Source organism: Martinezella lusitana, from assembly GCF_010668395.1.
GTDB classification, from domain to species: Bacteria; Pseudomonadota; Alphaproteobacteria; order Rhizobiales; family Rhizobiaceae; genus Rhizobium; species Rhizobium lusitanum_A.
This window is the reverse complement of sequence record NZ_WUEY01000018.1, coordinates 109771-135710: the sequence shown is the minus strand read 5'-3', so window position 1 is coordinate 135710 and position 25940 is coordinate 109771. Positions and strand designations below refer to the sequence as shown.

Sequence of the window (25940 nt, the reverse complement as noted above, 5' to 3'; positions counted from 1 at the left end):
AAATCACGTCATTCTGAATCGACGAGAACTCACACTCGTCTCAAAACGCAATCACTGCGCCAAAACGAGGTGTATTCTCTTGTTCAAAACGTAACCGTCGAAGTCTCTTTCCAGAACCGAAATCTCTTCCGGTCCCGCAAGCTTCGCCGCCCACGTTTCTCTTTCTTCTCTTCTTCAATTGTCAAACAACAGACCAGAAAAACCCAGTCGAAATTCCTTCCCGCAATCCCAGGCACTTAAGCCCAGAACCAACAATCAGCATCGCAGCCAATCCAGGAAACACTAGAGCGAAGGACTTCGTCGCCAGCAGCGCCGCCGCCCTCGTCAGTGATCGGGCTTATAGACCCCCCAACCCGATATAGTCAACACCGCCTCTGTAAAAATTCTGACATTTTTGTAACGCACTGGTTTTAATAGGATATTTGTAATGACCAGGGGAAAGAGAGGAAAATGTACCAATGAGGAGATGAAAATATTGTCCGGATGGTAAAATTTTCCGCAAGGCGACGTGCCGACACTTTCCTTGAAGCGCGCTCAGGAAATCCCGCTCGGCATTGCCCCGCAATCCACCGGACGATGGAATGATTTCGCGGGCGAATCCATCCGCCGCAAGCCGCAGAAAAACCAAGATTTTACATGATCTTTCTGTTATATATTGGGGAAGGGAGGAAACAATGCACACGACAAGACCGGAAAGCATCATCGAAGTCAGCTTCGACAGCGCCAATGGCCGCCGCGCACTCGGCATCATGAGCATGCGCCAAGCATTGGATCTGCCCGACCTGCCGAGCTTTACCTACACGCATCCGGATCCGTCCAAGGCGGCCGCCGGCATCGTGCTGAGCAGGGAAGAGCTCAGGAAATTCATGACCTGCCATTGAGCAGGCAACCCAGCGCAACGGCCGATCGCGCAACCGCGCGAATGTCAGACAATTGCGCCTGTTTCAGGCTGCTTTCTTTTCCATCATAGCCAGCGGCAGCAGGACAACGGCGTTCAGGCCGCCTCCTTGGCGATCTTCCAGGCATAGCGCGCCGCCATGCGCATCGAGAATCTGGCGAACGATCGCCAGGCCCAGGCCGCTGCCGCCGAGATCGCGGTTACGCGACTCCTCGAGCCGCACAAAAGGTTCGAGCACTTCCTTGCGCCGGTCCGCGGGAATGCCCGGCCCGCGATCGCCGACGACGATGGCTCCCTGATCGCCACGACGCTCGACGGCGATATCGGCCTGGCCGCCATACCGCAGCGCATTATCCATGAGATTGTCCAGCACCCGCGCCAGCGCCAGCTCCGGCATCGTCACGGCGACCGGCTGCCCGATCGGCGTGAAGACAACGAGACCCTGCCCGTCCTGACGCTCGGCGAGGTGACCTTGAATGGCCGTATCGAGATCGGCGATGTTCCGGCCATCCGAAACGACGGTGCTGCTGGCAAAGCCGAGAGCATCCTCCACCAGCCGCTGCATGGCCTCGACATCGGCGATCGCCCGCTCGCGATGCGGCGTGTCGGGCATCATCTCCATGCGCAGGCGGAAACGGGTGAGATAAGTCCGGAGATCATGCGAGATCGCCCCGATGATCAGCGTGCGGTTGCTGACCAGGGCGGCGATGCGCAGCTGCATGGCGTTGATCGCCTTGATCAGCATGCGCAGCTCGCAGGCTCCTCTTTCGGGAATGTGGACCGGCTGCAAACCGTTGCCGATCGAATTGACGGTGCGGGACAAGCGGGTCAGAGGCCGGGTTTCCCGCGCCACGGCGGCAATGGCAATGACCGCGACCATCATGCCGAGAATACCGGCGATGAGGCCGACCGGAATCCCGTGCAATCGCACCGTCGGCGTATCGGGCAGATTGAAAACGGCGATCCTGCCGCCGGCAACGCCGACCGACACCTCCATGATCCGATCCGGCGCGCCGACGGAGAACCAGCCCTGCGGCCGTTCCGACAGCGAGCGCATGTTGAAATAGCGGTTGCCGAGGGCGATGCTGGCGAATTCGCGGGCCAGCTTGTCGGTCAGCGTCAGGTCCGAAGTCTCGTCCTTCTGTCCGGGCGCCGGCGCATCCGCCAGGCGGATCGCCAGGCCATTGGCACTCAACGCCCTTACGGCAAGCGGCTGTGCCTCGGGCGGAACGGCATCGAGAAGACGGACCGCCGTCTTGACCTGCATGGCCGGCGACAGCTCCGGGTTGAACGACGTATCCGGCTTCAGCTGCGCGGCAAGAAACGCCGCGAGCTGGATGACGAACAGCGCCACGGCGACGATCATGATGATGCGGGCGACGAGGCCGAGTTTCAGCATGGCTCAGACATCCTTCACGTCGGTGGTGAGAAGATAGCCGGCATTGCGCACGGTGGTGATGATGTGGGCGCCATCGGGCAGGCAATGGCCGAGCTTGGTGCGCAGGCGGGAGACGGTAACATCGATGGTGCGATCGAAGGGATCGGCGCCGCGGCCGCGCGTCCAGTCGAGCAGTTGATCGCGCGATAGGACGCGACGCGGCCTTTCGAGGAAGCAGACGAGCAGGTCGAATTCGGCCGTCGTCAGATGCACGAGGCGCTCGCCTTCCATCTCGATCACCCGGCCGTCAAGATCGACGGTCAGGCCGGCGAAGTGCTTGCGCCTCGACGGAATATTGGCGTCTTCCGGCCGCTCCGGGCTGGAGCGGCGGAGGATGGCGCGGATGCGCGCCAGAAGTTCGCGCGGATTGAACGGCTTGCCGAGATAATCGTCGGCGCCCATTTCGAGGCCGAGGATGCGATCAATATCCTCCGATTTCGCCGTCAGCATGAGGATCGGCACCTGGCTGCGCGCACGGATGCGACGGCATGCCGACAGGCCGTCTTCGCCCGGCAGCATCAGATCGAGGATGATGAGATCTGGAAAACCCTTGGCGAGCGCACGATCCATGGCGGCGGCGCTTTCGGTGGCCTGAACGGAAAAACCCTCGCGGCTCAGGAACTCCTCCAGGAGTGCCCTAATCTCGCGGTCGTCCTCGACCAGAAGAAGCGATGCGGAAACCATGGCCCTTCCATGCGGGGCGAGAGGTCGTTTTGGCAACAGGGAAACGGTCGGCGTTACAAACTGTAACAAATTTCCCCTCTTTTGAAAAATCCCAGCAAAAGAAGCAGTGCAGTTTCCCATGCAACCGGGATCCCTCCGGAGCGAATGACGGCAACCCTATTGCCGTCTACCCGACCCCCATCGCCCGCTCCGGTCCGCGACAGGGCTCGCATCCATGAAATGCGAGCCCTGTCTGCCTTTCGAACTTGCCTTTTCTCCGGCAATGCGATTTGCGTCCCGCCCATCCCCGTGCGAAAGGAATGTCCTTCACCGGCGCGATGCGCGGTCACTGCAATGAAGATCATGAGGCAAGACGGGTGAGCCAGCGGCAATCACCGCAAAGATCCGGCAAGACGGCGAGAAGCCGGCAGGAGCCCGAAGGCAAGCGCGTGACCTTGCCGCGGGCGCTTTCCAAGCTCGGCTATTGCTCCCGCACGCAGGCGGAGGCGCTGATTGCGGCCGGCCGGGTGACTGTCGACGGGCGGACGATCTCCGATCCCGCCACCTGGGTCGATCTGGAGCGCTCGAAATTCGCGGTCGATGGCATCGAGGTCGCCGCGGAGAAAAAACTCTATTTCATGCTGAACAAGCCGCGCGGGCTGGTGACCACTCGCGACGATCCCGAGGGGCGGCCGACGGTTTACGATTGCCTGAAGGAAGTCGATGCCCGTCACCTCGCCCCCGTCGGGCGGCTGGACAAGGCAAGCGAAGGATTGCTGCTTTTTACCAACGACACCGTGCTGGCTCAGGCTCTGCTCGATCCGGTGAGCCATGTCGGCAAGACCTATCATGTGCAGGTCGATCGCATCATGGATCAGGAACAGCTTGCGCGCATGGAGCGCGGTATCGTCGACGATGGCGAGCTTCTGACCGCGAGCTCGGCCCGCCTGTTGCGCAACGGCGACCGTCACAGCTGGATCGAGGTGGAGCTCAAGGAGGGCCGCAACCGGCAGATCCGGCGCATGCTGGAGGCACTCGGCATCGAATGCCTGCGGCTGGTGCGCGTCGCTTTCGGCGATATCGCGCTCGGCGATCTGCCGAAAGGAGGCGTGCGAGCGCTGAGCGAGGCCGAAATCCTCGGCTTGCACCGGCGCGCGGGAATGAAGATCAACAGATAGAAGGCGGAATGCGATGCAACCCCATGACTTCTGGCAGGAGCTGCATGCGCCCGGCAGCTTCGATCCCACGGAGGCCCGCCCGGATTTCCATGTGGCGGAGTTGCCGGACGGGCGTCAGTTGCGTCTGCCGATCCGCGTCCTGGCCGACGGCGAACATGCGCTCGCATCGCTGATCGTCAATCAGGCGAGCTTTGCCGTGCAGGACGCGTTGGCCGAGGCGCTTGCGGCACGCATCGCGGCGCACGATGTCGATGTCGTCGCCGGCCTGCCGACGCTCGGCCTGACGCTGGCTTCCGCCGTCGCCCGCGCGCTCGGCCATCCACGCTATGTCCCGCTCGGAACATCGCGCAAGTTCTGGTATCGCGACGAACTGTCGGTCGCGCTTTCTTCCATCACGACGCCGAACCAGGAGAAGCGTCTTTATGTAGACCCGCGGATGCTGCCGTTGCTGGAGGGAAAGCGGGTGGCGCTGATCGACGACGTGATCTCCAGCGGCGCCTCGATCGTCTCCGGACTTTCCCTGTTGGCATCCTGCGGCATCGAGCCTGTCGTGATCGGCGCGGCCATGCTGCAATCCGATCGCTGGCGGGACCGTGTCGACATGGATGGCAAGGCATGGAGCGGACGGATCGTCGGCGTCTTTTCGACGCCGATCCTGGAGCGGAGCGAAAATGGCTGTTGGCACCGCCCCGGCTGACCGATTTTCCGCGGCTGTGAGCCCACCAGGAGAACCGGTTTACATATTATTATATGTGAAAGCCGTTCCGATTCCGGCCGCAATGCGCTAAGGGTCCGCTGAAGAAGCATCCGTCGGGCGGATGCACGAGCCTGCTGGTGGACGCGTTGCGAATTCTCTCCGAAGCCCATTTCCCGGAACTGCCCAACTACTATCGCGGCAAGGTGCGCGAGAATTACGACCTGCCCGATGGCAGCCGCATCATCATCAGCACCGACCGGCTGAGCGCCTTCGACCGCATTCTCACCTGCATTCCCTACAAGGGCCAGGTGTTGACGCAGACGGCGCGCTACTGGTTCGAACAGACGCGCGATATCTGCCCGAATCATGTCATCGACTATCCGGACCCGAACGTCGTCGTCGGCAAGCGGCTGAACATCCTGCCCGTCGAAGTCGTCGTCCGCGGCTATCTTGCCGGCACGACAGGCACCTCGATCCTGACACTCTACAAGAAGGGTGAGCGCGAGATGTACGGCATCACGCTGCCGGACGGCATGCGCGACAACCAGATCCTGCCGGAGCCGATCATCACGCCGACGAGCAAGGAATTCGACGGCGGCCACGACGAGCCGCTGACGCCGACGCAGATCGTCGAGCACGGGCTCCTGACCGCGGCGCAATGGCAGACGCTTTCGAACTACGCCCTTGCCCTGTTCGCGCGCGGACAGGAAATCGCCCGCAAGCGTGGACTGATCCTCGTCGACACCAAATACGAATTCGGCACCGACGAGAACGGCACCATCATCCTCGCCGACGAGATCCATACGCCCGACAGCAGCCGCTACTGGCTGGCCGACAGCTATCAGGACAGATTCGACAAGGGCGCGCGCCCGGAAAGCTTCGACAAGGATTTCGTGCGCGCCTGGGTTACGGAACGCTGCGATCCCTACAAGGACGATATTCCGGAGATTCCGGCCGATCTCGTCGAGCAGACGTCAAAGGTCTATATCCGCGCCTTCGAGGCGATAACGGGTACACCTTTCGTGCCCGACGATCGCGGCGCAACGCCGCGCGACCGGGTTCGCGCAAGTCTGGCGCGCTACTTTACCTGAGAGACAGTCCAAGCGGTCGTTTGAACCGCGCTGATTTGCCGGGCAGTTTCCGAGGGTTGCATCGATCACCGATTCGCGGATGCCATGCATCCCTGAGTGGTGTGGAAAAGGGTATGTTTTTTGCAACACTTTAGATTTTTTTTACCAGAACCCTGATATTTCGCCCGATCCCACATATGTTCGCAGCCGAGAATTCGTAAAAGCCACTGTGCTATTGCAAAACTCATTGCTAGATTGACGCCGACCGCTTCGGGTTCATTGTTTGTATTGCGTAAGGCTGGAAGCGCCGACACATGGGATCACGTCGATCCCGAAAAAACACTGATCATGTAAATTGAATTGTGGGACAATGTGATGGTTTCCATTCGTACTGCCGCCCCCGCCCTGCTGCTTGTTTTGGCAGGCTGCGTTAGCGGCCCAGACCATAAACCACCGGAAATGCCTCTCCCGGCCAAATTCTCGGAGGGCGGTACGAAGATGAACGGCGATATCGCCGGGTCGCAATGGTGGACCGCCTTCAGTGACTCCAAGCTGAACGCCTTCGCCGCACAAGGACTTGCCCAGAACCTCAACATCCAGCAGTCGCTGGAAATTATTAATCAGGCTGAAGCCGCGGTCGTTACGGCCGGTGCCGGCGGCCTCCCAAGCCTGACCGTGACAGGCGACAATACGACCAGCGGCCAGAAGGGCTCGCTGCGTACCCAGACTGAAACGCGAAATGAGTCCGGCGGCAGCGCCTCGGCTTCGTGGCTGCTCGACCTTTGGGGTCAGTACCGCCGGGCCAAGGAAAGCGCCAACGCTTCGCTCGATGCTGCTTATTCCAACGTCGACACTGCGCGCCTGACCTATCTGTCGGATCTGGCCACCAGCTACGTCAACGCCCGCTACTACCAGGCACTTGTGGCGATCGCCCAGGAAAACCTCAAGTCCCGGCGTGACACGCTTTCGCTGACCAAGTTCCAGCTCGAAGCCGGTGCGGCATCCCGCCTCGACGTGGTTCAGGCCGAAGGTCTCGTCAACTCGACGCTTTCGACCATTCCCGGTTTCGAAATCAGCTACCGCCAGGCCGTCCACCACATTGCAACGCTGCTGAACGTGCCTTCGTCCACGATCATCACTCAGATGCAGGGCGGCGGCAGACAGCCGGTGTTCCGCGGCAACGTTCGCACGGGTATTCCCGCCGATCTCATTCGCAATCGTCCGGACATCCGTGCCGCAGAGCGCAACCTGGCCGCTGCTACGGCCCAGATTGGCGTGGCGGAAGCGAAGCTCTTCCCGTCGATCACGCTCAGCGGCGCGATTTCACCGACCTATATTCATAGCTCGTCCGTAAGCGGTGGCCTGACCAGCTGGTCGTTCGGTCCGTCGCTGAACCTGCCGATCTTCGATGGCGGTGCGTTGCGCGCCGGTGTCAAGACTGCAGAGTCCTCGAGCCGCGAACAGTATATCATCTGGCAGCAGACGGTAAGGACGGCGATCCAACAGGTCGAAGACGCTCTTTCGGCCGTTACCCGCGATGCACAGACGGTCTCGGCTCTCCACGCCCAGGTCAAGTCCTATGAGGAAGCCCTCCAGCTCTCGACCGCAAGCTACAAGGACGGTGCGTCTTCCCTGCTCGACGTGCTCGACGCGCAGCGTAACGTGACCGCTGCCCAGCAGAGCCTGGCGCAGGCCGTTCAGCAGAGTGCGAACGACTATATTGCACTGAACGTCGCCATCGGTGCCGGCTATGTGCCGGCTGGCAAGACGACTGTCGCCGCGGCTCCTGAAAAGGCCAAGGTCGTCAAGGTCTCGGCCAAGAAGGTGAACTGACAAGATCGTCCGGCATCGCCGGGCACATTCTCAAAACCGCCGCAGGCAACTGCGGCGGTTTTTCTTTTTGGCGCGGGAATGAATGATGCTGAAAATGGAAATGGCGCGCTCCGCTTTCGCATGAAGCACGCCATTTCCATAAAAACAAAAAGGCCGGAATGATCCGGCCTTTCGTCATCCGCTATCGCATCAGTGCCAGTACATCCGTGGTCAAAGGCAATGCGGAACTGCAACCAGATTGATCATGAAAGGTTAACCAAGGGTTAACGCCACTTTCACTCTCACGACGGACGAAAACGGCTCGCTTTCCAGCGCGCCAGCCACCCATCGGCTGCATGACTGGACCGTATATCGGAGCGCAAGGTGGCTATTTCAAGGCCATCTCTCCAATTTCCCCGATCGGACTTCGAGTAGTTGCCGCCGGAGCGGCAGTATCGCGCCTAAATACAGGGAAAGCCTGTCAAAAAAATCAGCCGATTTTGTGCGTCCCGCCAGTGGCCGTTCAAGCTGCATTCATGCCGATACTCTTAAAACACATGCAAAGATTGAAGAGGCGCCGTGGAATCCTATCAGATTCCGTGCATGCGCAGGCCTTTATCTTGCCGAATTTGGGAAGTCTTACCGAATAGCGCCGGGGTAGGCGCACTATCGCGAAACAGGCACCGGGCAGCGATCTCGCGGCGGCGGTGTGCAAAGGGAGAGTGTATATGAGGTTCAAGGTTCTTGCCGCAAGCTTGCTGGCGGCATTCATCGCGCTGCCGGCCGTCGCCGAAGCAGCGGAGGGCTTCGCCACCGCAAACGTCAACATGCGATCGGGTCCGAGCACCGCCTATCCGGCGGTGACCATGATCCCCGTCGGCGTGCCGCTGCAGATCAACGGCTGCCTCAACGAGACGCCCTGGTGCGACGTCTCCTTCTATGGCGGCCGTGGATGGGTCGCCGGCCAGTACATACAGGCAACCTACCAGTCGCGCCGCATTTATGTGGGCCCGCAATATTACCGGCCGCTCGGCATCCCGACGGTGGTCTTCAACTTCGATGACTACTGGGGTCGCTACTATCGCGGCCGTGACTTCTATCGTGACCGCGACCGCTGGCGTCGTGGCCCCGGCTGGGTCGACCGCCGCCCTGACAGCGGCTGGGATCGGAATGCTCCGGGATGGGATAACGGGCCGGATCGCAATTGGGACCGCCGCCCCGACCGCAACCGCGATTGGAACCGCGGATCGGACTGGAACAATGGTCCGGACCGCACCTGGGATCGCCGTCCCGATCGCAATCGGGACGGACAAGGCGACGGCAACCGCGACTGGGGCCGCCAGCGGCCGGACAACAACCAGGATTGGGGCAACCGGCCGGACCGCCCGCGCGACAACAACAATCGTCCCGACAGCCGTCCGCGTCCCGAACCGCAGCGTCAGCAGCCGCAGGCTCAACCGCGACCGCAGCCGCAAGGCAATCCGCGGCCGAATGCCGGCGCTCCCGGACCCTACAGCCCCGAGCACAGAGAAAGTTGCCCGGCGTCGGAACCGAATTGCCGCATGTCCGTCCGAGGTTCGAACCGCTGACGGCAGCCCGATAGTCTGAAAAAGGAAAGGCCAGCGACCTTCGAAGTCACTGGCCTTTTTGTTGAGATAGATCCGATTTCAAGAGATGCAGAGCTGCTGCGGAGTGCGGCAGCGGCGTCAAAATCGAGGGATTATGGAAGCCTATACGGGTTCAACCACTTCGTCTCTCGCGGCGCTTTCGTCGGCTCGCAAGCTTCAAGCGGTCAAACGGCCCGTCCATGCCGTTGCGCGTCAGTGCATTTTCAGGTGCGCTTCCCGCGTCGCCGAAATGAACATTTCCCGTGCCTCTTCGGCCGACTTGCGACCGTCGATCGCCGCCCGGCAAAGGCTTCGCGCCGCCACGTAGAGCGGACCGCGCCGGTCGGGCCATAGGTTGGCCATGCAGTTGAGGGCCTCGTACGGGCCTGTCACGACCTGAAACGTATCCTGAGCAAAACCGATCTCGATTGGATTGCTCCATTTGACTTGTCGCATGAACACTCCTCCTCACGCGTTGCCAATTGCTGGGAACCGCCCTCCAAGACGGTCACATGACAGTAGTATAACCTCGATCAGAGCATTCGAAAATACGGAAGATTGCGTGTCATACGCGAAGTATCGACGCATCCGGCGGATGGCGTCGTTTTCCGCCAACGCAAACGCCGCATTCCCTCGGATTTTTTGAAGACTGACATGTCGATGAAAGTTCAGGACTATCCGGGCGCTCCGGATCGATGCCTGATATCTATTTCTCGCGCGCAATCCGCTTTGCCTCGTCCGGTGAAAACCCGGCGCGGCGAGCCAGCCATTCCAGCCCGAATATGCGGTCGATCTGATCGACCAGCCAAAGTTCGAAACGCTTCCACATTGACATAGCCTCCTCCGCTGCGAACCTTTCGGTCGCGGCGGTCCGCAATGAACATCGCGCCGGGCCTGCCAATTCCTTTCAACGAAACTGCGGCGGCCTTTGCGCGTTCGAGAGCAACTCCTGCTTGGTCGCAAAGTCGCCGAACAGCTTTTTCAGCCGGGCTTCCTCCTCCTTGCAGATCCGGTGGCGCCGGGCAAAATCCTCGACGCTCCAGACTTCGCGCAGCTTGCTCTCGCTGATTTCCTCTATCTTGATCAGTGAACTCATTTGCTCGCCCTCTTTTTCTTTTGTGAGAGGATAATGCCCGGGACGCCGAAAGGTTCCCCGATGCGTTGGGTGGCAGGCGGGTCAGCGCGCCGGGATCCGGGCCGGAATTGTTCTTAATCCCTCCTTAAATCGCCGCATTTACAGTTCAGGCGGGACTTGATGTCTTCACGAGGGGTTCGTGGACGAATGGCGGGTTGCCCGCCTCGACAGCCGGGATCGGCTTTCTGGGTGACGCGCCGGCTGAGAGCGGCCGGGCGGCCTCAAAGATTTCTACCGCCGCTGCGATCAGCCTGATAGAAGACATGGGAACACTGGGCACCGAGGTACGACCGGCCGGCAATGGCAGATAAGAAGAAATCACGCCAGAGGATAGAACCATCCTTTTCCAGCGGCCGGGAACGCACCGATGAGGGATTCAATGCAGGCGAGCGCATCGTCGGCAACAGGCGCTCGTCCAAGACCTATTACGAAGAGCCGGAATCCGAAGAGGAAGAGGACGAAGACGACGAGGAAGAACCCGTGGTCCAAAAGCCTCGCCGCGCGCCCAGCAAACGCAAGCCTGCACGACGGGCGCGTCCGCGACGCGGCTTTTTCGGCTTTATCCGCGCCACGATCTATTGGGGCCTCGTGCTTTGCCTCTGGGTGGGCATCGGCCTTGCGGGCCTCGTCGCCTATTACGGTTCGCGCATGCCGAGCGCCAGCACCTGGTCCATCCCCGAACGGCCGCCGAACGTAAAGATCAACGACCTCGACGGCGCCCTGCTTGCCAACCGCGGCACGACCGGCGGCGAGGCTGTGGCGCTCAGCGACATGTCGCCCTACATCCCCGAAGCCATCATCGCCATCGAGGACCGTCGCTTCTATTCGCATTTCGGCTTCGATCCGATCGGCCTTGCCCGCGCCGTCGTGACGAACGTGGTGACCGGGCACGCCGTCCAGGGCGGTTCGACGCTGACGCAGCAGCTCGCCAAGAACCTGTTCCTGTCGCCGGACCGCACGCTGGAACGCAAGGTGCAGGAAGTGCTGCTGGCCCTCTGGCTGGAGCACAAGTACACCAAGGACCAGATCCTGACGATGTACCTGAACCGCGTCTATTTCGGCTCCAACGCCTATGGCGTCGAGGCGGCCTCGCGGCGCTACTTCAATAAATCGGCCAAGGACGTCAATCTCGGCGAAGCGGCGATGCTGGCCGGTCTGGTCAAGGCGCCGTCACGGCTGTCGCCCGCCCGCGATCCCGCCGCCGCCGAAGCCCGCGCGCAGCTGGTGCTGCAGGCCATGCACGAACAAGGCTTCATCTCCGAGGCCGACATCAAGACGGCAATGTCGCAACCGCCGACCCGATCGAAAAGCTACTGGAGCGGCGCCGAGAACTATGTCGCCGACATGGTCATGGATCAGCTGCCGAAGCTTATCGGCGGCGACATCAAGGAAGACCTGATCGTCGACACCACGCTCGACATGTCGCTGGAGGAAAAGGCCGAGAAGGCGCTGAGCGACGTGCTCGAAAAGGACGGCAAGAAGCTGAACGCCTCGCAGGCCTCGCTGGTTTCCGTCGACGCGACGGGCGCCGTGCGCGCGCTGGTCGGCGGCCGCGACTACGCGCAAAGCCAGTTCAACCGTGCCGTGACCGCCAAGCGCCAGCCGGGCTCGGCCTTCAAGCCTTTCGTCTATACCGCCGCGCTCGAGATGGGTCTGACGCCCAACTCGATCCGCAACGACATGCCGGTGAAGATCGGCAACTGGTCACCGGAGAACTACGAACAGCGCTATAGCGGCCCCGTGACGCTCGCCACTGCCATTGCGAAATCGCTGAATACCGTTGCCGCGCAGCTCGTCGCCGAAGTCGGCCCCGACCAGGTCATCAAGGTCGCGCGCAGCCTCGGCATCGAATCCGACCTGCAGGCCAATGCCTCGATCGCGCTCGGCACGTCCGAGGTGTCGCTGCTGGAGCTCACTTCCGCCTATGCCACATTCATGAACGGCGGCTTCAAGGTGGCGCCGCACGTCATCACCAAGGTAACGACCGCCTCCGGCAAGGTGCTCTACCAGGTCAATACCGACAATCCGCAACGGGTGCTCAATCCCGATATCGTTGCCAACATGGATGCGATGATGGCCGGCGTCATCGCCTACGGAACGGGCAAATCGGCGCGCATTCCCGGCTGGCAGGCCGCCGGCAAGTCCGGGACCACGCAGTCCTTCCGCGACGCGCTGTTCGTCGGCTTTACCAGCCACCTGACCACGGGCGTCTGGTTCGGCAATGACGACGGCAAGTCGATGCGCAAGGTGACCGGCGGCGGCCTTCCGGCGAGGGCATGGAAGGAATTCATGATCGCCGCCCACAAGGGCATCACGCCGACGCCGATCTTCGGCGGGGGTCAGATCATCGACAACGGCCTGCCCGTGGCGCAGACGGCACCGGCCGGCGACCAGCCGACGACGATCGGCAACATCATTTCCGGTGCGGGCGATACGGGACAACCGATCCAGCAGCCGACGCTGCAGCAAAGGCCGGCGCAGCAGCCGGTCCAGCCGCAGATCGTCAACCAGACCGCCGCCAACGACGACCCGCAGGATCTGCCGCCGGCCAACCTTGCCGACGACCCTAATCCCTACAGCTCGAACCCCTATGACAGCGGCGATATTCCGCCGGCGGATATCGGCGACAGCGGCGTTCCTGCCGCAACCGCGCGGCCGCATCGTTCCTCGCTGCTCGATGTCATCCTCGGCCGGTAAAATCGCAATTTTGCACCTTGCCGCTTGCATGGCTGCCGCAAGGCTGCTCTGATACGCGGTCGCGTCAAATCCACCGGCCCGCGGCGCACATAGGGCCGAGCGGAATTTGGACGACAAACCATTTGTTTTGCTGGATTTCAGGCTATTTCCTGCCTTGCAGTCAGTAAAACCGCTACTTATATACGCGGCATCACCGCAGTCATGGCTGCGCAATCCTCAAGACCATCCCGTAAGGGGCTGTCAATGGAATGCCTGACAGGGGTTCCGACAGCTTGCTTCAAGGAGAGAATGACATGGCAAAAGTAATTGGTATCGACCTTGGAACTACAAATTCCTGCGTCGCCGTCATGGACGGTAAAGACGCGAAAGTGATCGAAAATGCCGAAGGCGCCCGCACCACCCCGTCGATGGTTGCCTTCTCCGACGATGGCGAACGTCTCGTCGGCCAGCCGGCCAAGCGCCAGGCTGTCACGAACCCCACGAATACCCTCTTCGCTGTCAAGCGCCTGATCGGCCGCCGCTACGAAGATCCGACCGTCGAGAAGGACAAGCACCTCGTTCCCTTCACGATCGTCAAGGGTGACAATGGCGACGCCTGGGTCGAAGCCCAAGGCAAGGGCTATTCGCCCGCACAGATTTCCGCAATGATCCTTCAGAAGATGAAGGAAACCGCTGAATCCTATCTCGGCGAAAAGGTCGAAAAGGCCGTCATCACCGTTCCCGCATACTTCAACGACGCGCAGCGCCAGGCAACCAAGGATGCCGGCCGCATCGCCGGCCTTGAAGTTCTGCGAATCATCAACGAGCCGACGGCTGCGGCACTTGCCTACGGCCTCGACAAGAAGGACGGCAAGACCATCGCCGTTTACGACCTTGGCGGCGGCACCTTCGATATCTCCATCCTGGAAATCGGCGACGGCGTCTTCGAAGTGAAGTCGACCAACGGCGACACCTTCCTCGGCGGTGAAGACTTCGACATGCGTCTCGTCGAATATCTCGTTGCCGAGTTCAAGAAGGACAACGGCATCGACCTCAAGGGCGACAAGCTTGCTCTGCAGCGCCTCAAGGAAGCTGCCGAAAAGGCCAAGATCGAGCTGTCTTCCGCTCAGCAGACCGAAATCAACCTGCCCTTCATCACGGCAGACGCCACCGGCCCGAAGCACCTGACGCTGAAGCTGACCCGCGCCAAGCTGGAAAGCCTGGTCGACGATCTCGTTCAGCGCACCATCGCTCCGTGCAAGGCAGCCCTCAAGGATGCCGGCGTTACCGCTGCCGAAATCGATGAAGTCGTTCTGGTCGGCGGCATGAGCCGCATGCCGAAGGTACAGGAAGTCGTCAAGCAGCTGTTCGGCAAGGAGCCGCACAAGGGCGTCAACCCGGATGAAGTCGTCGCACTCGGCGCCGCTATCCAGGCCGGCGTTCTGCAGGGCGACGTCAAGGACGTTCTGCTGCTCGACGTGACCCCGCTGTCGCTCGGCATCGAAACGCTGGGTGGCGTCTTCACCCGTCTGATCGAGCGCAACACGACGATCCCGACGAAGAAGTCGCAGACCTTCTCGACCGCCGATGACAACCAGTCGGCCGTGACCATCCGCGTATCGCAGGGCGAGCGCGAAATGGCCGCCGACAACAAGCTGCTCGGCCAGTTCGACCTCGTCGGCCTGCCGCCGGCACCGCGTGGCGTACCGCAGATCGAAGTCACCTTCGATATCGACGCCAACGGCATCGTCCAGGTTTCGGCCAAGGACAAGGGCACCGGCAAGGAACAGCAGATCCGCATCCAGGCTTCCGGCGGTCTTTCCGACGCCGACATCGAAAAGATGGTCAAGGATGCGGAAGCCCACGCCGCTGAAGACAAGAAGCGTCGCGAAGGCGTCGAAGCCAAGAACCAGGCTGAAAGCCTGATCCATTCCAGCGAGAAGTCGCTGAAGGATTACGGCGACAAGGTCAGCGAAGCCGATCGCACCGCGATCTCCGACGCGATCGCTGCGCTGAAGACGGCAACGGAAGCTTCCGAGCCGGATGCAGAAGACATCAAGGCCAAGACCCAGACCCTCATGGAAGTTTCCATGAAGCTCGGCCAGGCGATCTATGAATCCCAGCAGGCTGAAGGCCCCTCGGCCGATGCTTCGGCAGCCGGCAAGGACGACGTCGTCGATGCCGACTACGAGGAAATCAAGGACGATGACGACCGCAAGCGGTCTGCATAAGCGTGAACCGAAAGGTTCTCTGAGAGACTTAGATCCGGCTGCCTTCGGGCAGCCGGAAATCCATTTCCGGGGTCTTATCCTTAATGGCAAAAGCGGATTTTTACGAGACATTGGGCGTCTCAAAAACGGCGGACGAGAAAGAGCTGAAGAGCGCCTTTCGCAAGCTGGCAATGCAATTTCATCCGGACAAGAACCCGGACGACAGCAGCGCCGAGCGGAAGTTCAAGGAAATCAACGAAGCATACGAAACGCTCAAGGATCCGCAGAAGCGCGCAGCCTATGACCGCTATGGCCACGCTGCTTTCGAGCATGGTGGCATGGGCGGCGGTGGCGGCTTCGGAGCCGGTTTCGGCGGCGGCGGCTTCTCGGATATCTTCGAGGATATCTTCGGCGAGATGATGGGTGGCGGACGCGCGCGCGGTCGCTCTTCCGGCGGTCGCGAGCGCGGCGCCGATCTTCGCTACAATATGGAAATCTCACTCGAGGAAGCCTTCATCGGCAAGACGGCGCAGATTCGCGTGCCGACCTCGATCACCTGCGACGTCTGTTCCGGCTCGGGCGCCAAGCCCGGCACGCAGCCGAAGACCTGCGGCACCTGCCAGGGCTCCGGCCGGGTGCGCGCCGCTCAGGGTTTCTTCTCGGTCGAGCGCACCTGCCCGACCTGTCATGGCCGCGGCCAGATCATTCCCGATCCCTGCACGAAATGTCACGGCCAGGGCCGCGTGACCGAGGAGCGTTCGCTCTCCGTCAACATTCCGGCCGGCATCGAAGACGGCACGCGCATCCGCCTGCAGGGCGAAGGCGAAGCAGGTCTGCGTGGCGGGCCCGCGGGCGATCTCTACATCTTCCTGTCCGTCAAGCCGCATGAGTTCTTCCAGCGGGATGGCGCCGATCTCTATTGCGCCGTGCCGATTTCGATGACGACGGCGGCGCTCGGCGGCACCTTCGATGTGGCAACTCTCGACGGCACCAAGTCACGCGTCACCGTTCCCGAGGGAACGCAGGTCGGAAAGCAGTTCCGCCTGAAGGCCAAGGGCATGCCGGTGCTGCGTTCGAGCCAGATCGGCGATCTCTATATCCAAATCCAGATCGAGACGCCGCAAAAGCTCACCAAGCGCCAGCGCGAACTTCTGCAGGAGTTCGAGCAGATCTCTTCGAAGGACAACAATCCCGAATCGACCGGCTTCTTTGCCCGCATGAAGGATTTCTTCGATACGTTCAGCGACTGAGCCGCAAAGACCGGGCGACGAATCAAAGTGTTTCACATGAATCCGGCCGATGATTCGGCCGGATTTTTTGTTTGGCGGCGAATCACCCGCCCTCGTGGTTCGAGACGGCCCTGCGGGCCTTCTCAGCATGAGGGCCGATCCGCACTGCACACCGCCCCCTTTTCATCATGAGACCGATTCTCTCGCTCGGCCTGCTGCTTCGATCAACCTCAACCCGAAGCTCACTCCACCCTCATCCTGAGCCTGTCGATGGAACGAGGGTGGCCGCTGACGTCATTCCATTCCACTGCCCCGGAAACTGGCGGCAAAAACCTTGCACTTGGCCAATGTTCGGCATACCCCTCGGCCATCGATCAAGAATCCGAAAGACCGATGCCGAACAGGGTTTTCATCTCGCGCCTGAAGCTCACCGACTTCCGCAACTATGCGGCGGCGGCGCTGGCGCTTGACGAGCGGCATGTGGTGCTGACCGGCGACAATGGCGTCGGCAAGACCAATCTTATGGAAGCGGTTTCGCTGCTGTCGCCCGGGCGCGGCCTGCGCCGCGCCGCCTATGCCGATATCACCCGCGTCAATGCTCCGGGCGGATTTTCGATCTTCACCGAGCTTGAGGGCATGGAGGGAACAGTCGAAATCGGCACCGGTATCGATACGAGCGACGAGACCGCCGCCCGCAGGCTCAGAATCAACGGCACGCCGGCCAAGACGGTGGACGAACTGACCGACCATTTGCGCGTTCTCTGGCTGACGCCGGCCATGGACGGCCTGTTCACGGGCGGCTCCTCGGAACGCCGCCGTTTCCTCGACCGGCTGGTGCTATCGCTCGATCCGGCACACGGGCGCCGCGCCAGCGATTTCGAGCGCGCCATGCGCAGCCGCAACAAGCTCTTGTCCGAAAGCCGGTTCGATCCATCCTGGCTTGCAGGCATCGAAGAGCAGATGGCGAGCCTCGGCATCGCCATGGCGATCGCGCGGCAAGAGATGCTCGGCCTTCTCTCGCGGCTGATCGCCGAAACGCGCGAGACGACGCCTTTTCCCTCGGCAGCCCTGGAGCTTTCGGGCTTCCTCGACGGGCAGTTCGACCGGCCGGCCGTCGATCTGGAAGACACCTACGCCGACATGCTGCGCGAAGGGCGTTACCGTGACGCGGCTGCCGGCCGCACCCTGGATGGTCCGCATCGTGTCGACCTCCTCGTGCGTCATCGCGAAAAGGACATGGAAGCAGAACGCTGCTCGACGGGCGAGCAGAAAGCCCTGCTTGTCGGCCTCATTCTTGCTCATGCGCGCCTTGTCGGCAATTTGACCGGCCATGCGCCGATCCTGCTGCTCGATGAAATCGCCGCGCATCTCGACGAAGGCCGGCGCGCGGCTCTCTTCGATCTCATCAACGCGCTGGGCGGGCAGTCCTTCATGACCGGCACGGACAAGGCCATGTTCTCGGCCCTCGGCGAACGCGCGCAATTCTTTAACGTCGCGCATGGCGGCATTACGAAATCCTAGCGTCTCCTGCGCCGCGATTGTGATAGAGTTGCGTGCATGGATCCCCTGAGCTCAGACGAAATCACCCGTTATCACCGCCACATCCTCCTTCCCGAGGTCGGAGGCGCCGGCCAGCAGCGATTGAAAGCGGCGCGCGTGCTCGTCATCGGCGCCGGCGGTCTCGGTGCGCCGGTGCTGCAATATCTCGCCGCCGCCGGTGTCGGCACGCTCGGCATTGCCGATGACGACCGCGTTTCGCTTTCCAACCTGCAGCGGCAGGTGATTCACGATACGGGCACGATCGGCGAGCTGAAGACGCAGAGTGCCGCCGACGCCATTGCGCGATTGAACCCGCATGTTCGCGTCATCCGATTCGAGGAACGGTTCAGCCCCGATAACGCCACGCGGCACCTTGCCGGCTTCGATCTCGTCATCGACGGTTCCGACAATTTCGATACGCGCTATGCCGCCGCCGATGCGGCCGAGGCGGCGCGTCTGCCGCTCGTGACCGGCGCAGTCGGCCGCTTCGACGGGTCGGTGACCACGCTGAAGCCCTATGAAAACGACGCCGATGGCAACCTCAACCCACGCTATCGCGATCTGTTTCCCGCACCGCCGCCGGAAGGCCTCATCCCCAGCTGCGCGGAAGCCGGCATCATCGGCGCACTTACCGGCGTCATCGGCACGCTGATGGCGATGGAGGCGATCAAGCTCATTACCGGCATCGGCGAGCCGCTGGTGGGTCGCCTGCTGCTCTATGACGGGCTTTCGGCGCGATTCGAAACCGTGCGCTATCGCCGCAAACGCGCCCGGGTCGCCGCCGAATGAGCGATATCCTGCTTCGCCGCCTGGACGGCAGCTTCGACGGCTGGGACGCTTTGCTCGATCTGATCCTTATGTCCTTCGCCTATATGGATGGACGGATCGATCCGCCCTCCTCCGCGCTCGCGCTCACGCCGCAAGCGCTGAAGGCAAAGGCCGGCGAGGAAATCGGCTATGTTGCCTTCGACGGCAATCGAATAGCCGGCTGTATTTTTTGTCGGCCGGAAGCGGAAGCGCTATATATCGGCAAGCTGGCGGTGCTTCCCGCAGCCCAGGGCAAGGGCATCGGCAAACGCCTGCTCGGCGCAGCGGAGGCCATAGCGCGAGAGCTTGGACTCAGCACTCTACGGCTGGAAACGCGTATCGAGCTTATCGACAATCACGCCACTTTCGCTGCCTGGGGTTTCCAGAAAACGGCCGAGAATCGCCATTCCGGCTTCGATCGCACGACGTCGATCGAGATGCGCAAGGCGATCGCATAGTCTCCTTTCGCTCTCGAAGAGCGCCGTCACGCCTCGCGCGGCGGAATGCGGGTGATCCGGGCACCCATGGCGTTCAGCCGCTCCTCGATGCGCTCGTAGCCACGCTCGATCTGCTGGGCATTGTTGATGACGCTGGTACCCTCGGCGCACATCGCCGCGATCAGCATGGCCATGCCGGCGCGGATGTCGGGGCTTTCGAGCTGGGCGGCGCGCAGCTTCGAGGGACCGGCGACAATGGCGCGGTGCGGGTCGCACAGCACGATGCGCGCGCCCATGGCGATCAGCTTGTCGACGAAGAACATGCGGCTTTCGAACATCTTCTCGAACATCAGCACGACGCCGTCGCATTGCGTGGCGGTGACGATGGCGATCGACATGGTATCGGCCGGAAAGGCCGGCCAGGGCTGATCTTCGATCTTCGGAATATGGCCGCCGAAATCGGGCTGGATCTTCATCTCCTGGCCGGAGCGGATGATGAGATCGTCGCGGTCGATCTGGCAGCGGATGCCCAGGCGCTCGAAGGTCATCAGTGTGGAGCGCAGATGCTCGACGCCGGCCCTACGGATGGTGATTTCCGAACCGGTCACGGCGGCAAGGCCGATCAGCGAACCGACTTCGTTGTGATCCGGGCCGATCCGGTGCGTGACGGCGCCGAGCGGCTGGCCGCCATGGATCGTCATCATGTTGGTTCCGACCCCCTCGATGCGCGCACCCATGGCGATGAGGAAACGCGCCAGGTCCTGCACATGCGGCTCGGAGGCGCAATTGCGCAGGATGGTCGTGCCCTCGGCGACAACGGCAGCGCAAAGCGCATTTTCCGTCGCCGTCACGGACGGCTCGTCGAGGAAGACATCCGCGCCGCGCAGCCCTTCCGTGCGGAAGCTGTAGACGCTGTTGACCTCGATCCTGGTGCCGAGCTGTTCCAGCGCCAGGAAATGCGTGTCGACGCGGCGACGGCCGATGACATCACCGCCGGGCGGCGGCAGGGTGATCTCGCCGCAGCGCGCCAGCATCGGGCCGGCGAGCAGGATGGAGGCGCGAATGCGGGCGCAGAGATCGGGATCGAGATTGGCCGGCCGCAGTTCGCGCGCTTCGATTTCAAGCTCGTTGCGCCCGAGCCAGCGCACCTTGGCACCGACCGACTGGATCAGCTCCACCAGCGCCTCGACATCGCGAATGCGCGGCACATTGCTGAGCTCGACCCGCTGATCGGTCAGAAGCGATGCGGCGATGATCGGCAGCGCGGCATTCTTGTTGCCGCTCGGCTCGATTTCGCCCGACAGCCTGAAGCCGCCCTCGACCACGTATTGAACCCGCTCATGCGGCAGCGCCCGCGCCATCGTTTCCGCCTTCCTGTTTTGTATTTGCCGTCTCCTCTGGGCCGGCTTTGTGACATGCACATGACCGGCAAGAGAGACGGAAGCTCAATTTTGAAGCCGGGTGTACGTCGCGCTTCGTCCGACGCGTGAGAGCGCTTCGCTTACCGAAACGGCAGCACACGGTTGGGCGGGCGATGGCCGTCGATGAAGGTGCGGATATTGATGATGACCTTGTCGCCCATGTCGATACGGCCCTCGAGCGTGGCCGAACTCATATGCGGCAGGATCACCACCTTGCCCTCGTTGGCAAGCTTCACCAGTTTCGGATTGACTGACGGTTCGTTCTCGAACACGTCGAGACCGGCACCGGCGATCTTTCCCTCGCGCAGGATCTTGATCAGCGCCGTCTCGTCGATGACGTCGCCGCGCGCCGTGTTGACGATGTAGCTCGTCGGCTGCAGCAGCGCCAGGCGGCGGGCCGAGATCAGATGATAGGTGGCCGGCGTCGAAGGGCAATTGACCGAGACGATATCGACGCGGGCCAGCATCTGGTCGAGGCTGTCCCAGTAGGTCGCCTCCAGCTCGTCTTCCGTTGCCGGATTGACGCGCTTGCGGTTGTGATAGTGGATCGAAAGGCCGAATGCCTTGGCACGGCGCGCGACGGCGGTGCCGATTCGGCCCATGCCGACGATGCCGATGCGCTTGCCGTGGATGCGGCGGCCAAGCATCCAGGTCGGCGACCATCCGGCCCATTCGCCGGGATTGTCGGTCAGCACGCGCGCACCTTCCGCCAGACGCCGAGGCACGGCGAGGATAAGCGCCATGGTCATGTCGGCGGTATCTTCGGTCAGCACGTTGGGCGTGTTCGTCACGGTGATGCCGCGGCGGGCTGCGGCCTCGACATCGATATGATCCGTGCCGTTGGAGAAGCTGGCAATCAGCTTCATCTGCGGGCCGGCCTGCTCGATCACCTCGGCATCGATGCGGTCGGTGACTGTCGGCACCAGCACGTCGATGAAGCGGACGGCCTCAATCAGCTCGTCCTTGGTGCGCGGGCGATCGTCGATATTGAGTTCGGCATCGAAGAGTTCGCGCATCCGCGTCTCCACCGCATCCGGCAGTTTGCGCGTGACGTAGACCTTCGGTTTTTTCTTCGTCGTCATGGCGGGCGGCGATGCCTTGTTCAGATGTTCTTAACCAAGAAGCGGGATAATTTTCCCGTTCCGGGCATTTCTACCAGACCCGCAGGCGAAGACAAACAAAACTCGCTGACGCGATCCGAGGATTTGCCGCTCACCGGAGCGAAAGGTCGCCGGAACGGCGCCTTTGTCATGACGAACGAACGGAAATCCCATGCGTGGCAAAGCATTGAAGTCCTGCGCCATTGTCGCAATCGGCCTGATGATGGCCGCCGGCACCGCCGATCTTGCCGCCGCCCAGGCAGCCAAGGGGCCGAGCGGCCTGCCGCTGCCACGGTTCGTCACGCTGAAATCGAAGCGCGTCAACCTGCGCATCGGCCCGAGCGCGGATTATGCCGTATCCTGGCTCTACCTCAAACAGGGGCTGCCGGTCGAAATCATCCAGGAATATGATAACTGGCGGCGCGTGCGCGATGCCGACGGCACCGAAGGCTGGGTCAACCAGTCGCTGCTGTCGGGCCAGCGCTCGGCCATCGCCGCTCCCTGGATGAAGGGCAAGGGCAAGGCCGTCTTCGTCAACATGCGCCGCGAGGCACTGCCATCGGCCGCCGTCATCGCCAAGCTTCAGCCCGGCGTGATGATGAGCGTGCGCGAATGCACCGGCGACTGGTGCATGGTAACGGCTGACGGCACGGAGGGCTGGGTGGCGCAATCCGAGATCTGGGGCGCATACCCCGGAGAAGCCTTCAAATAGCAACTGCCCATCGTTCCGCGACCAACGCAGCCGGTGGTTTTCCCGGCGCAATGACATATCCGGCATCGGGCTAGGAGACCGGCGAACTTGGGCTATCTGCTGGGCGTTTTCGGCGTTGCCATCGTCATGTTCGCATCGACGAACATTGACGACATTTTCGTCCTCCTCGGCTTCTTTGCCGATCCGAAGTTTCGGACAAAGCAGATCGTCATCGGACAGTATCTCGGCATAGGCGCGCTTTACGGCATCAGCGTCATCGCTTCGTTTCTCGTCCTCGTCATTCCCGCCACCTATATCGGCCTGCTCGGCTTCGCGCCGATCTATTTCGGCGCGAGGAGATTGTGGGAGCTTTGGAACGGCATCGAGACCGGCGACGATCCGGAAGACCACGAAAAGGCTTCGGCGGGACATGGAAACATCGTCGCCGTGACGCTGGTGACGATCGCCAATGGCGGCGACAATATCAGCGTCTACACGCCGATCTTCGCCACGCGCTCGGTCTATGACGTCCTGACCATCGGCTGCATTTTCGCGCTGCTGACGGCGATCTGGCTCGGTGCCGCGCATTCGCTCGTCAACCACCCGACCCTGGGGGCGCCGATCAGGCGCCACGGCCACAGGATCGTGCCGTTCGTTCTGATCGCGCTCGGTATCCTGATCCTCTACGAGGCCGGAACCGCCACGCTGCTGTGGCACTAACCGGTTTCAATATTTTCATAAAACAAAAGCCGCCCGGCATTTCGCAACGGGCGGCTTTCGCAATCACAAGCGATGGATTTCCGTCAGAGAAGTCCGAACTGCTTCGCGGCCTCCGACAATGACCGCATCGGCCGAGGTCCGATCTGTTCGATGACGATAGCCGCGGCGAGATTGCCGAGCTTGGCGCAATCTTCCAGGCCCCGGCCCTGCGTGTAGCCGAACAGGAAACCGGCGGCGAAAAGATCGCCGGCGCCGGTGGTGTCGACACGCTCCTCGATCGGATGGGCATCGACGACATAGCGTTCGTCGCCGCGCACGATCACGGCGCCGTCCTTGCCGGTCGTCACGGCAGCGATCTTGCAATCGGCCGCAATCAGCTTCAGCGCCTTTTCGAAATCGTCGGTCTCGTACAGCGACAATGCCTCGTCGCGGTTGGCAAAGACGATATCGACGGTGCCCGAACGCATGAGGTCGAGGAATTCGTCGCGGTAGCGGCCGACGCAGAAGCTGTCGGAGAGCGTCATCGACATTTCCCGGCCGTTGGCGTGGGCGATGCGGGCGCAATCGCGAATCGCTTCCTTGGCGCGCGGCGGATCCCAGAGATAGCCCTCGAAATAGGTCACCTTGGCATCGGCGACGACATTTTCCTCGACGTCCTCAGGCCCGAGTTCGACGCAGGCGCCGAGATAGGTGTTCATCGAGCGCTCGCCATCCTCGGTCACGAAGATCATCGAGCGGGCCGTGGGCGGGAACGTGCCCTTCGCCCTGGTCTGATAGTGCACGCCCTGGGCGCGGATATCGTGAGCGAAGATCTCGCCGAGCTGATCTTCGGCGACCTTGCCGAAATAGGCCGCCTTGCCGCCGAAATTCGCCACACCGGCCGCCGTATTGCCGGCGCTGCCGCCCGAGGCTTCCAGGGCTGGGCCCATGCGCGAATAGAGAAGTTCGGCGCGTTCCGCGTCGATGAGGTTCATCGCTGCTTTGGTGATTTTGTTGTCGATCAGGAACTGATCATTGCAACGGGCGATAATGTCGACGATGGCATTGCCAACGGTCAGTACATCGAAGCGAGTCATCTATTGGAGGATCCCGGTATTGGTGATAGCCGGTATCCGGTAATATCGGTTTTTCCGAAGTTTGGAAGAAAAATCAGCGCGCGGGCGGCCAACGTAATTCCAATCAGTCATTTGCCTGTCACTTTCCATCGTTAAAAGCCTAATCAGCGGCTGGGATGGGAAGCTCAAAAGGCTTCCAAGCCAGTCTGGGAAGGAATGATGCCTTCCGCCTCACCGGTACGCGGGCCGACCACGGATGAACTGGCGGCATGTGCACCGGGGGGACCCGTCCGGCGGGGCCGGACGACCAAGAGCGGGCCGAGCCCGCTTTTTTGTTTTTGCGGGTTCTCACAGGCATAGCGCTTCGCGATACCTCAGATCTGCCCTGAGCGCTTTAAGCCCTTGATTTTGCGCGTGCCTTCTTCGCAAGACCGCTGCGCACTTTTGCGCGACACGCTTTGAGCAAGCTGCTACAACTTCCGGGTAAAATTCCCCGAGCCACATTCTACGGCCCTCGTCCGGTATGTCCGAAATCCTCACTGACGTCCTGCCCGTCTTCCTGCTGATTCTCGTCGGCTGGGTGATCGTGCGAACCGGCCTGCTGAAAGCCGAGGTCGGCGAGGCCATGAGCGAGTTCGTCTTCAAGATCGCGGTGCCGCTGCTTCTGTTCCAGACCATCGCGGAGGCCGATTTTCGCGGCGCCTCGCCATTTCGATTGTGGATCGCCTATTTCTCCGGTGTCGCCATCACCTGGACCGCAGGCCATATCGTGGCGACACGGCTGTTCGGGCGGGATGCGCGCATCGGCGTGCTGGCCGGCGTGTCCTCCGCTTTCGCCAACACGATCTTCATCGGCCTGCCGCTAGTGGGACGCACGGTCGGTCCCGATGGCGTCATGGCGATGTCGATCCTGATTGCCGTGCACCTGCCGACCATGATGATTGCCGGCACGCTGCTGATGGAGCAGGCCGAGCGCAAGGAGAATGCCGGCGCCGGCCGCAATACCGGCGAGCTTTTGCAACAGGTCGGCAGGAACCTTGTCCGCAATCCGCTGGTCATCGGGCTTTTCTGCGGTCTCATCGTGCATGTCACCGGCATACCCATCCCGGCCACGCTCGGGACCGCGGTCGACAGCATCGCCAATATCGCCGGCCCGGCGGCGCTGATCTCGCTCGGCATGGCGCTGCGGCAATACGGACTGTCGGGCAATCTCGGCATTACCAGCGTGATGTCAGCCTTCAAGCTGTTCCTGCTTCCGGCCTGCGTATTGGCGGCCGGCCATCTTCTCGGCCTCAGCCCGGAATGGCGGGCGGCCTTGGTGCTAACGGCGGCGGTTCCGACAGGTGTGAACGCCTGGCTGATTGCCAATCGCTTCGGCGTCGGTCACAGTCTCGCCGCCTCGACGATTACCTTGACGACTGCGCTCGGGGCATTCTCGGTGTCGCTTTGGGCTTATCTGCTCGCGTAGCGCAGGCTCGAACCCACCGATTCGCAATGACGTTTCTCCGCATACGGAGGGACAGGAAAATGGTCATATATTTGCGCATGCCGGCCTTC

At 61.8% G+C, this 25940-nt stretch carries 23 protein-coding genes; 15 read left to right on the top strand and 8 right to left on the bottom strand.

The window, feature by feature from the left end:
• The first annotated feature begins 674 nt into the window (after nt 1-674).
• Nucleotides 675-881, top strand: coding sequence for a hypothetical protein (locus GR212_RS28420; protein ID WP_163991842.1), 207 nt, complete (start codon nt 675-677; stop codon nt 879-881).
• A gap of 63 nt (nt 882-944) precedes the next feature.
• Here GR212_RS28420 and GR212_RS28415 read toward each other — a convergent pair whose 3' ends face one another.
• Nucleotides 945-2297, bottom strand: a complete 1353-nt coding sequence (locus GR212_RS28415; protein WP_163991840.1) for an ATP-binding protein — start codon at nt 2295-2297, stop codon at nt 945-947.
• Between the two features lie 3 nt (nt 2298-2300).
• Nucleotides 2301-3020, bottom strand: coding sequence for a response regulator (locus tag GR212_RS28410; protein ID WP_163991838.1), 720 nt, complete (start codon nt 3018-3020; stop codon nt 2301-2303).
• 356 nt (nt 3021-3376) lie between these two features.
• Here GR212_RS28410 and GR212_RS28405 point away from each other — a divergent pair, with 356 nt between their 5' ends.
• The 5 genes from GR212_RS28405 (at nt 3377) to GR212_RS28385 (ending at nt 9345) form a co-directional block, all read left to right on the top strand.
• Nucleotides 3377-4177 carry a pseudouridine synthase gene (locus GR212_RS28405; RefSeq protein WP_163991854.1) on the top strand — a complete coding sequence of 267 codons (801 nt, stop codon included), beginning with the start codon at nt 3377-3379 and terminating at the stop codon, nt 4175-4177.
• A gap of 13 nt (nt 4178-4190) precedes the next feature.
• The gene (locus tag GR212_RS28400) at nt 4191-4874 is read left to right on the top strand and encodes a phosphoribosyltransferase (RefSeq protein WP_163991836.1); all 684 of its coding nucleotides are present in this window, start codon (nt 4191-4193) and stop codon (nt 4872-4874) included.
• A 146-nt stretch (nt 4875-5020) separates the two neighbouring features.
• The gene (locus GR212_RS28395; protein ID WP_163991852.1) at nt 5021-5965 is read left to right on the top strand and encodes a phosphoribosylaminoimidazolesuccinocarboxamide synthase; all 945 of its coding nucleotides are present in this window, start codon (nt 5021-5023) and stop codon (nt 5963-5965) included.
• Between the two features lie 354 nt (nt 5966-6319).
• A complete protein-coding gene (locus tag GR212_RS28390; RefSeq protein ID WP_163991834.1) occupies nt 6320-7777 on the top strand; it encodes an efflux transporter outer membrane subunit in 1458 nt (485 codons plus the stop codon).
• Nucleotides 7778-8484: 707 nt separating this feature from the next.
• Nucleotides 8485-9345 (top strand): SH3 domain-containing protein, encoded by an 861-nt coding sequence (locus GR212_RS28385; protein ID WP_163991832.1) that lies wholly within the window; start codon nt 8485-8487, stop codon nt 9343-9345.
• A 231-nt stretch (nt 9346-9576) separates the two neighbouring features.
• Here GR212_RS28385 and GR212_RS28380 read toward each other — a convergent pair whose 3' ends face one another.
• From GR212_RS28380 to GR212_RS28375, 3 genes are all read right to left on the bottom strand, one after another.
• Nucleotides 9577-9819, bottom strand: coding sequence for a DUF982 domain-containing protein (locus tag GR212_RS28380; RefSeq protein WP_163991831.1), 243 nt, complete (start codon nt 9817-9819; stop codon nt 9577-9579).
• Between the two features lie 250 nt (nt 9820-10069).
• Entirely contained in the window at nt 10070-10192 is a 123-nt protein-coding gene (locus GR212_RS37565) for a hypothetical protein (RefSeq protein ID WP_281411083.1), read from the bottom strand.
• Nucleotides 10193-10270: 78 nt separating this feature from the next.
• Nucleotides 10271-10459 carry a hypothetical protein gene (locus tag GR212_RS28375; protein WP_163991830.1) on the bottom strand — a complete coding sequence of 63 codons (189 nt, stop codon included), beginning with the start codon at nt 10457-10459 and terminating at the stop codon, nt 10271-10273.
• 339 nt (nt 10460-10798) lie between these two features.
• On the opposite strand from GR212_RS28375, the gene GR212_RS28370 reads away from it, so the two are divergent.
• The 6 genes from GR212_RS28370 to GR212_RS28345 all read left to right on the top strand — a co-directional run bounded on the left by GR212_RS28370 (nt 10799) and on the right by GR212_RS28345 (nt 19417).
• The gene (locus GR212_RS28370; RefSeq protein ID WP_163991828.1) at nt 10799-13195 is read left to right on the top strand and encodes a transglycosylase domain-containing protein; all 2397 of its coding nucleotides are present in this window, start codon (nt 10799-10801) and stop codon (nt 13193-13195) included.
• A gap of 293 nt (nt 13196-13488) precedes the next feature.
• Nucleotides 13489-15405: a molecular chaperone DnaK gene (dnaK, locus tag GR212_RS28365; RefSeq protein ID WP_163991826.1), complete on the top strand. Its 1917-nt coding sequence runs from the start codon at nt 13489-13491 to the stop codon at nt 15403-15405.
• Between the two features lie 83 nt (nt 15406-15488).
• The gene (gene dnaJ / locus GR212_RS28360) at nt 15489-16634 is read left to right on the top strand and encodes a molecular chaperone DnaJ (protein ID WP_163991823.1); all 1146 of its coding nucleotides are present in this window, start codon (nt 15489-15491) and stop codon (nt 16632-16634) included.
• Between the two features lie 372 nt (nt 16635-17006).
• Nucleotides 17007-18134, top strand: a complete 1128-nt coding sequence (gene recF, locus GR212_RS28355) for a DNA replication/repair protein RecF (RefSeq protein WP_163991821.1) — start codon at nt 17007-17009, stop codon at nt 18132-18134.
• A 36-nt stretch (nt 18135-18170) separates the two neighbouring features.
• Nucleotides 18171-18941, top strand: coding sequence for a molybdopterin-synthase adenylyltransferase MoeB (locus tag GR212_RS28350; RefSeq protein ID WP_163991819.1), 771 nt, complete (start codon nt 18171-18173; stop codon nt 18939-18941).
• Nucleotides 18938-19417, top strand: coding sequence for a GNAT family N-acetyltransferase (locus GR212_RS28345; protein WP_163991817.1), 480 nt, complete (start codon nt 18938-18940; stop codon nt 19415-19417). Before GR212_RS28350 ends, GR212_RS28345 begins: the two co-directional genes overlap by 4 nt.
• Nucleotides 19418-19443: 26 nt before the next feature.
• On the opposite strand, the gene murA is transcribed toward GR212_RS28345, so the two are convergent.
• Both murA and GR212_RS28335 read right to left on the bottom strand, forming a co-directional pair.
• Nucleotides 19444-20757 carry a UDP-N-acetylglucosamine 1-carboxyvinyltransferase gene (murA, locus tag GR212_RS28340; RefSeq protein ID WP_163991815.1) on the bottom strand — a complete coding sequence of 438 codons (1314 nt, stop codon included), beginning with the start codon at nt 20755-20757 and terminating at the stop codon, nt 19444-19446.
• Nucleotides 20758-20897: 140 nt separating this feature from the next.
• Nucleotides 20898-21899 (bottom strand): 2-hydroxyacid dehydrogenase, encoded by a 1002-nt coding sequence (locus tag GR212_RS28335; protein WP_163991813.1) that lies wholly within the window; start codon nt 21897-21899, stop codon nt 20898-20900.
• Between the two features lie 190 nt (nt 21900-22089).
• Here GR212_RS28335 and GR212_RS28330 point away from each other — a divergent pair, with 190 nt between their 5' ends.
• The gene (locus GR212_RS28330) at nt 22090-22629 is read left to right on the top strand and encodes an SH3 domain-containing protein (protein ID WP_163991811.1); all 540 of its coding nucleotides are present in this window, start codon (nt 22090-22092) and stop codon (nt 22627-22629) included.
• A gap of 87 nt (nt 22630-22716) precedes the next feature.
• Entirely contained in the window at nt 22717-23328 is a 612-nt protein-coding gene (locus GR212_RS28325; protein WP_204326798.1) for a cadmium resistance transporter, read from the top strand.
• Between the two features lie 83 nt (nt 23329-23411).
• Here GR212_RS28325 and GR212_RS28320 read toward each other — a convergent pair whose 3' ends face one another.
• Nucleotides 23412-24404 carry an adenosine kinase gene (locus tag GR212_RS28320; RefSeq protein WP_163991809.1) on the bottom strand — a complete coding sequence of 331 codons (993 nt, stop codon included), beginning with the start codon at nt 24402-24404 and terminating at the stop codon, nt 23412-23414.
• 502 nt (nt 24405-24906) lie between these two features.
• Between GR212_RS28320 and GR212_RS28315 the strand changes: the two genes are divergently transcribed.
• Nucleotides 24907-25851 carry an AEC family transporter gene (locus GR212_RS28315; protein ID WP_163991807.1) on the top strand — a complete coding sequence of 315 codons (945 nt, stop codon included), beginning with the start codon at nt 24907-24909 and terminating at the stop codon, nt 25849-25851.
• Nucleotides 25852-25940: the final 89 nt, after the last annotated feature.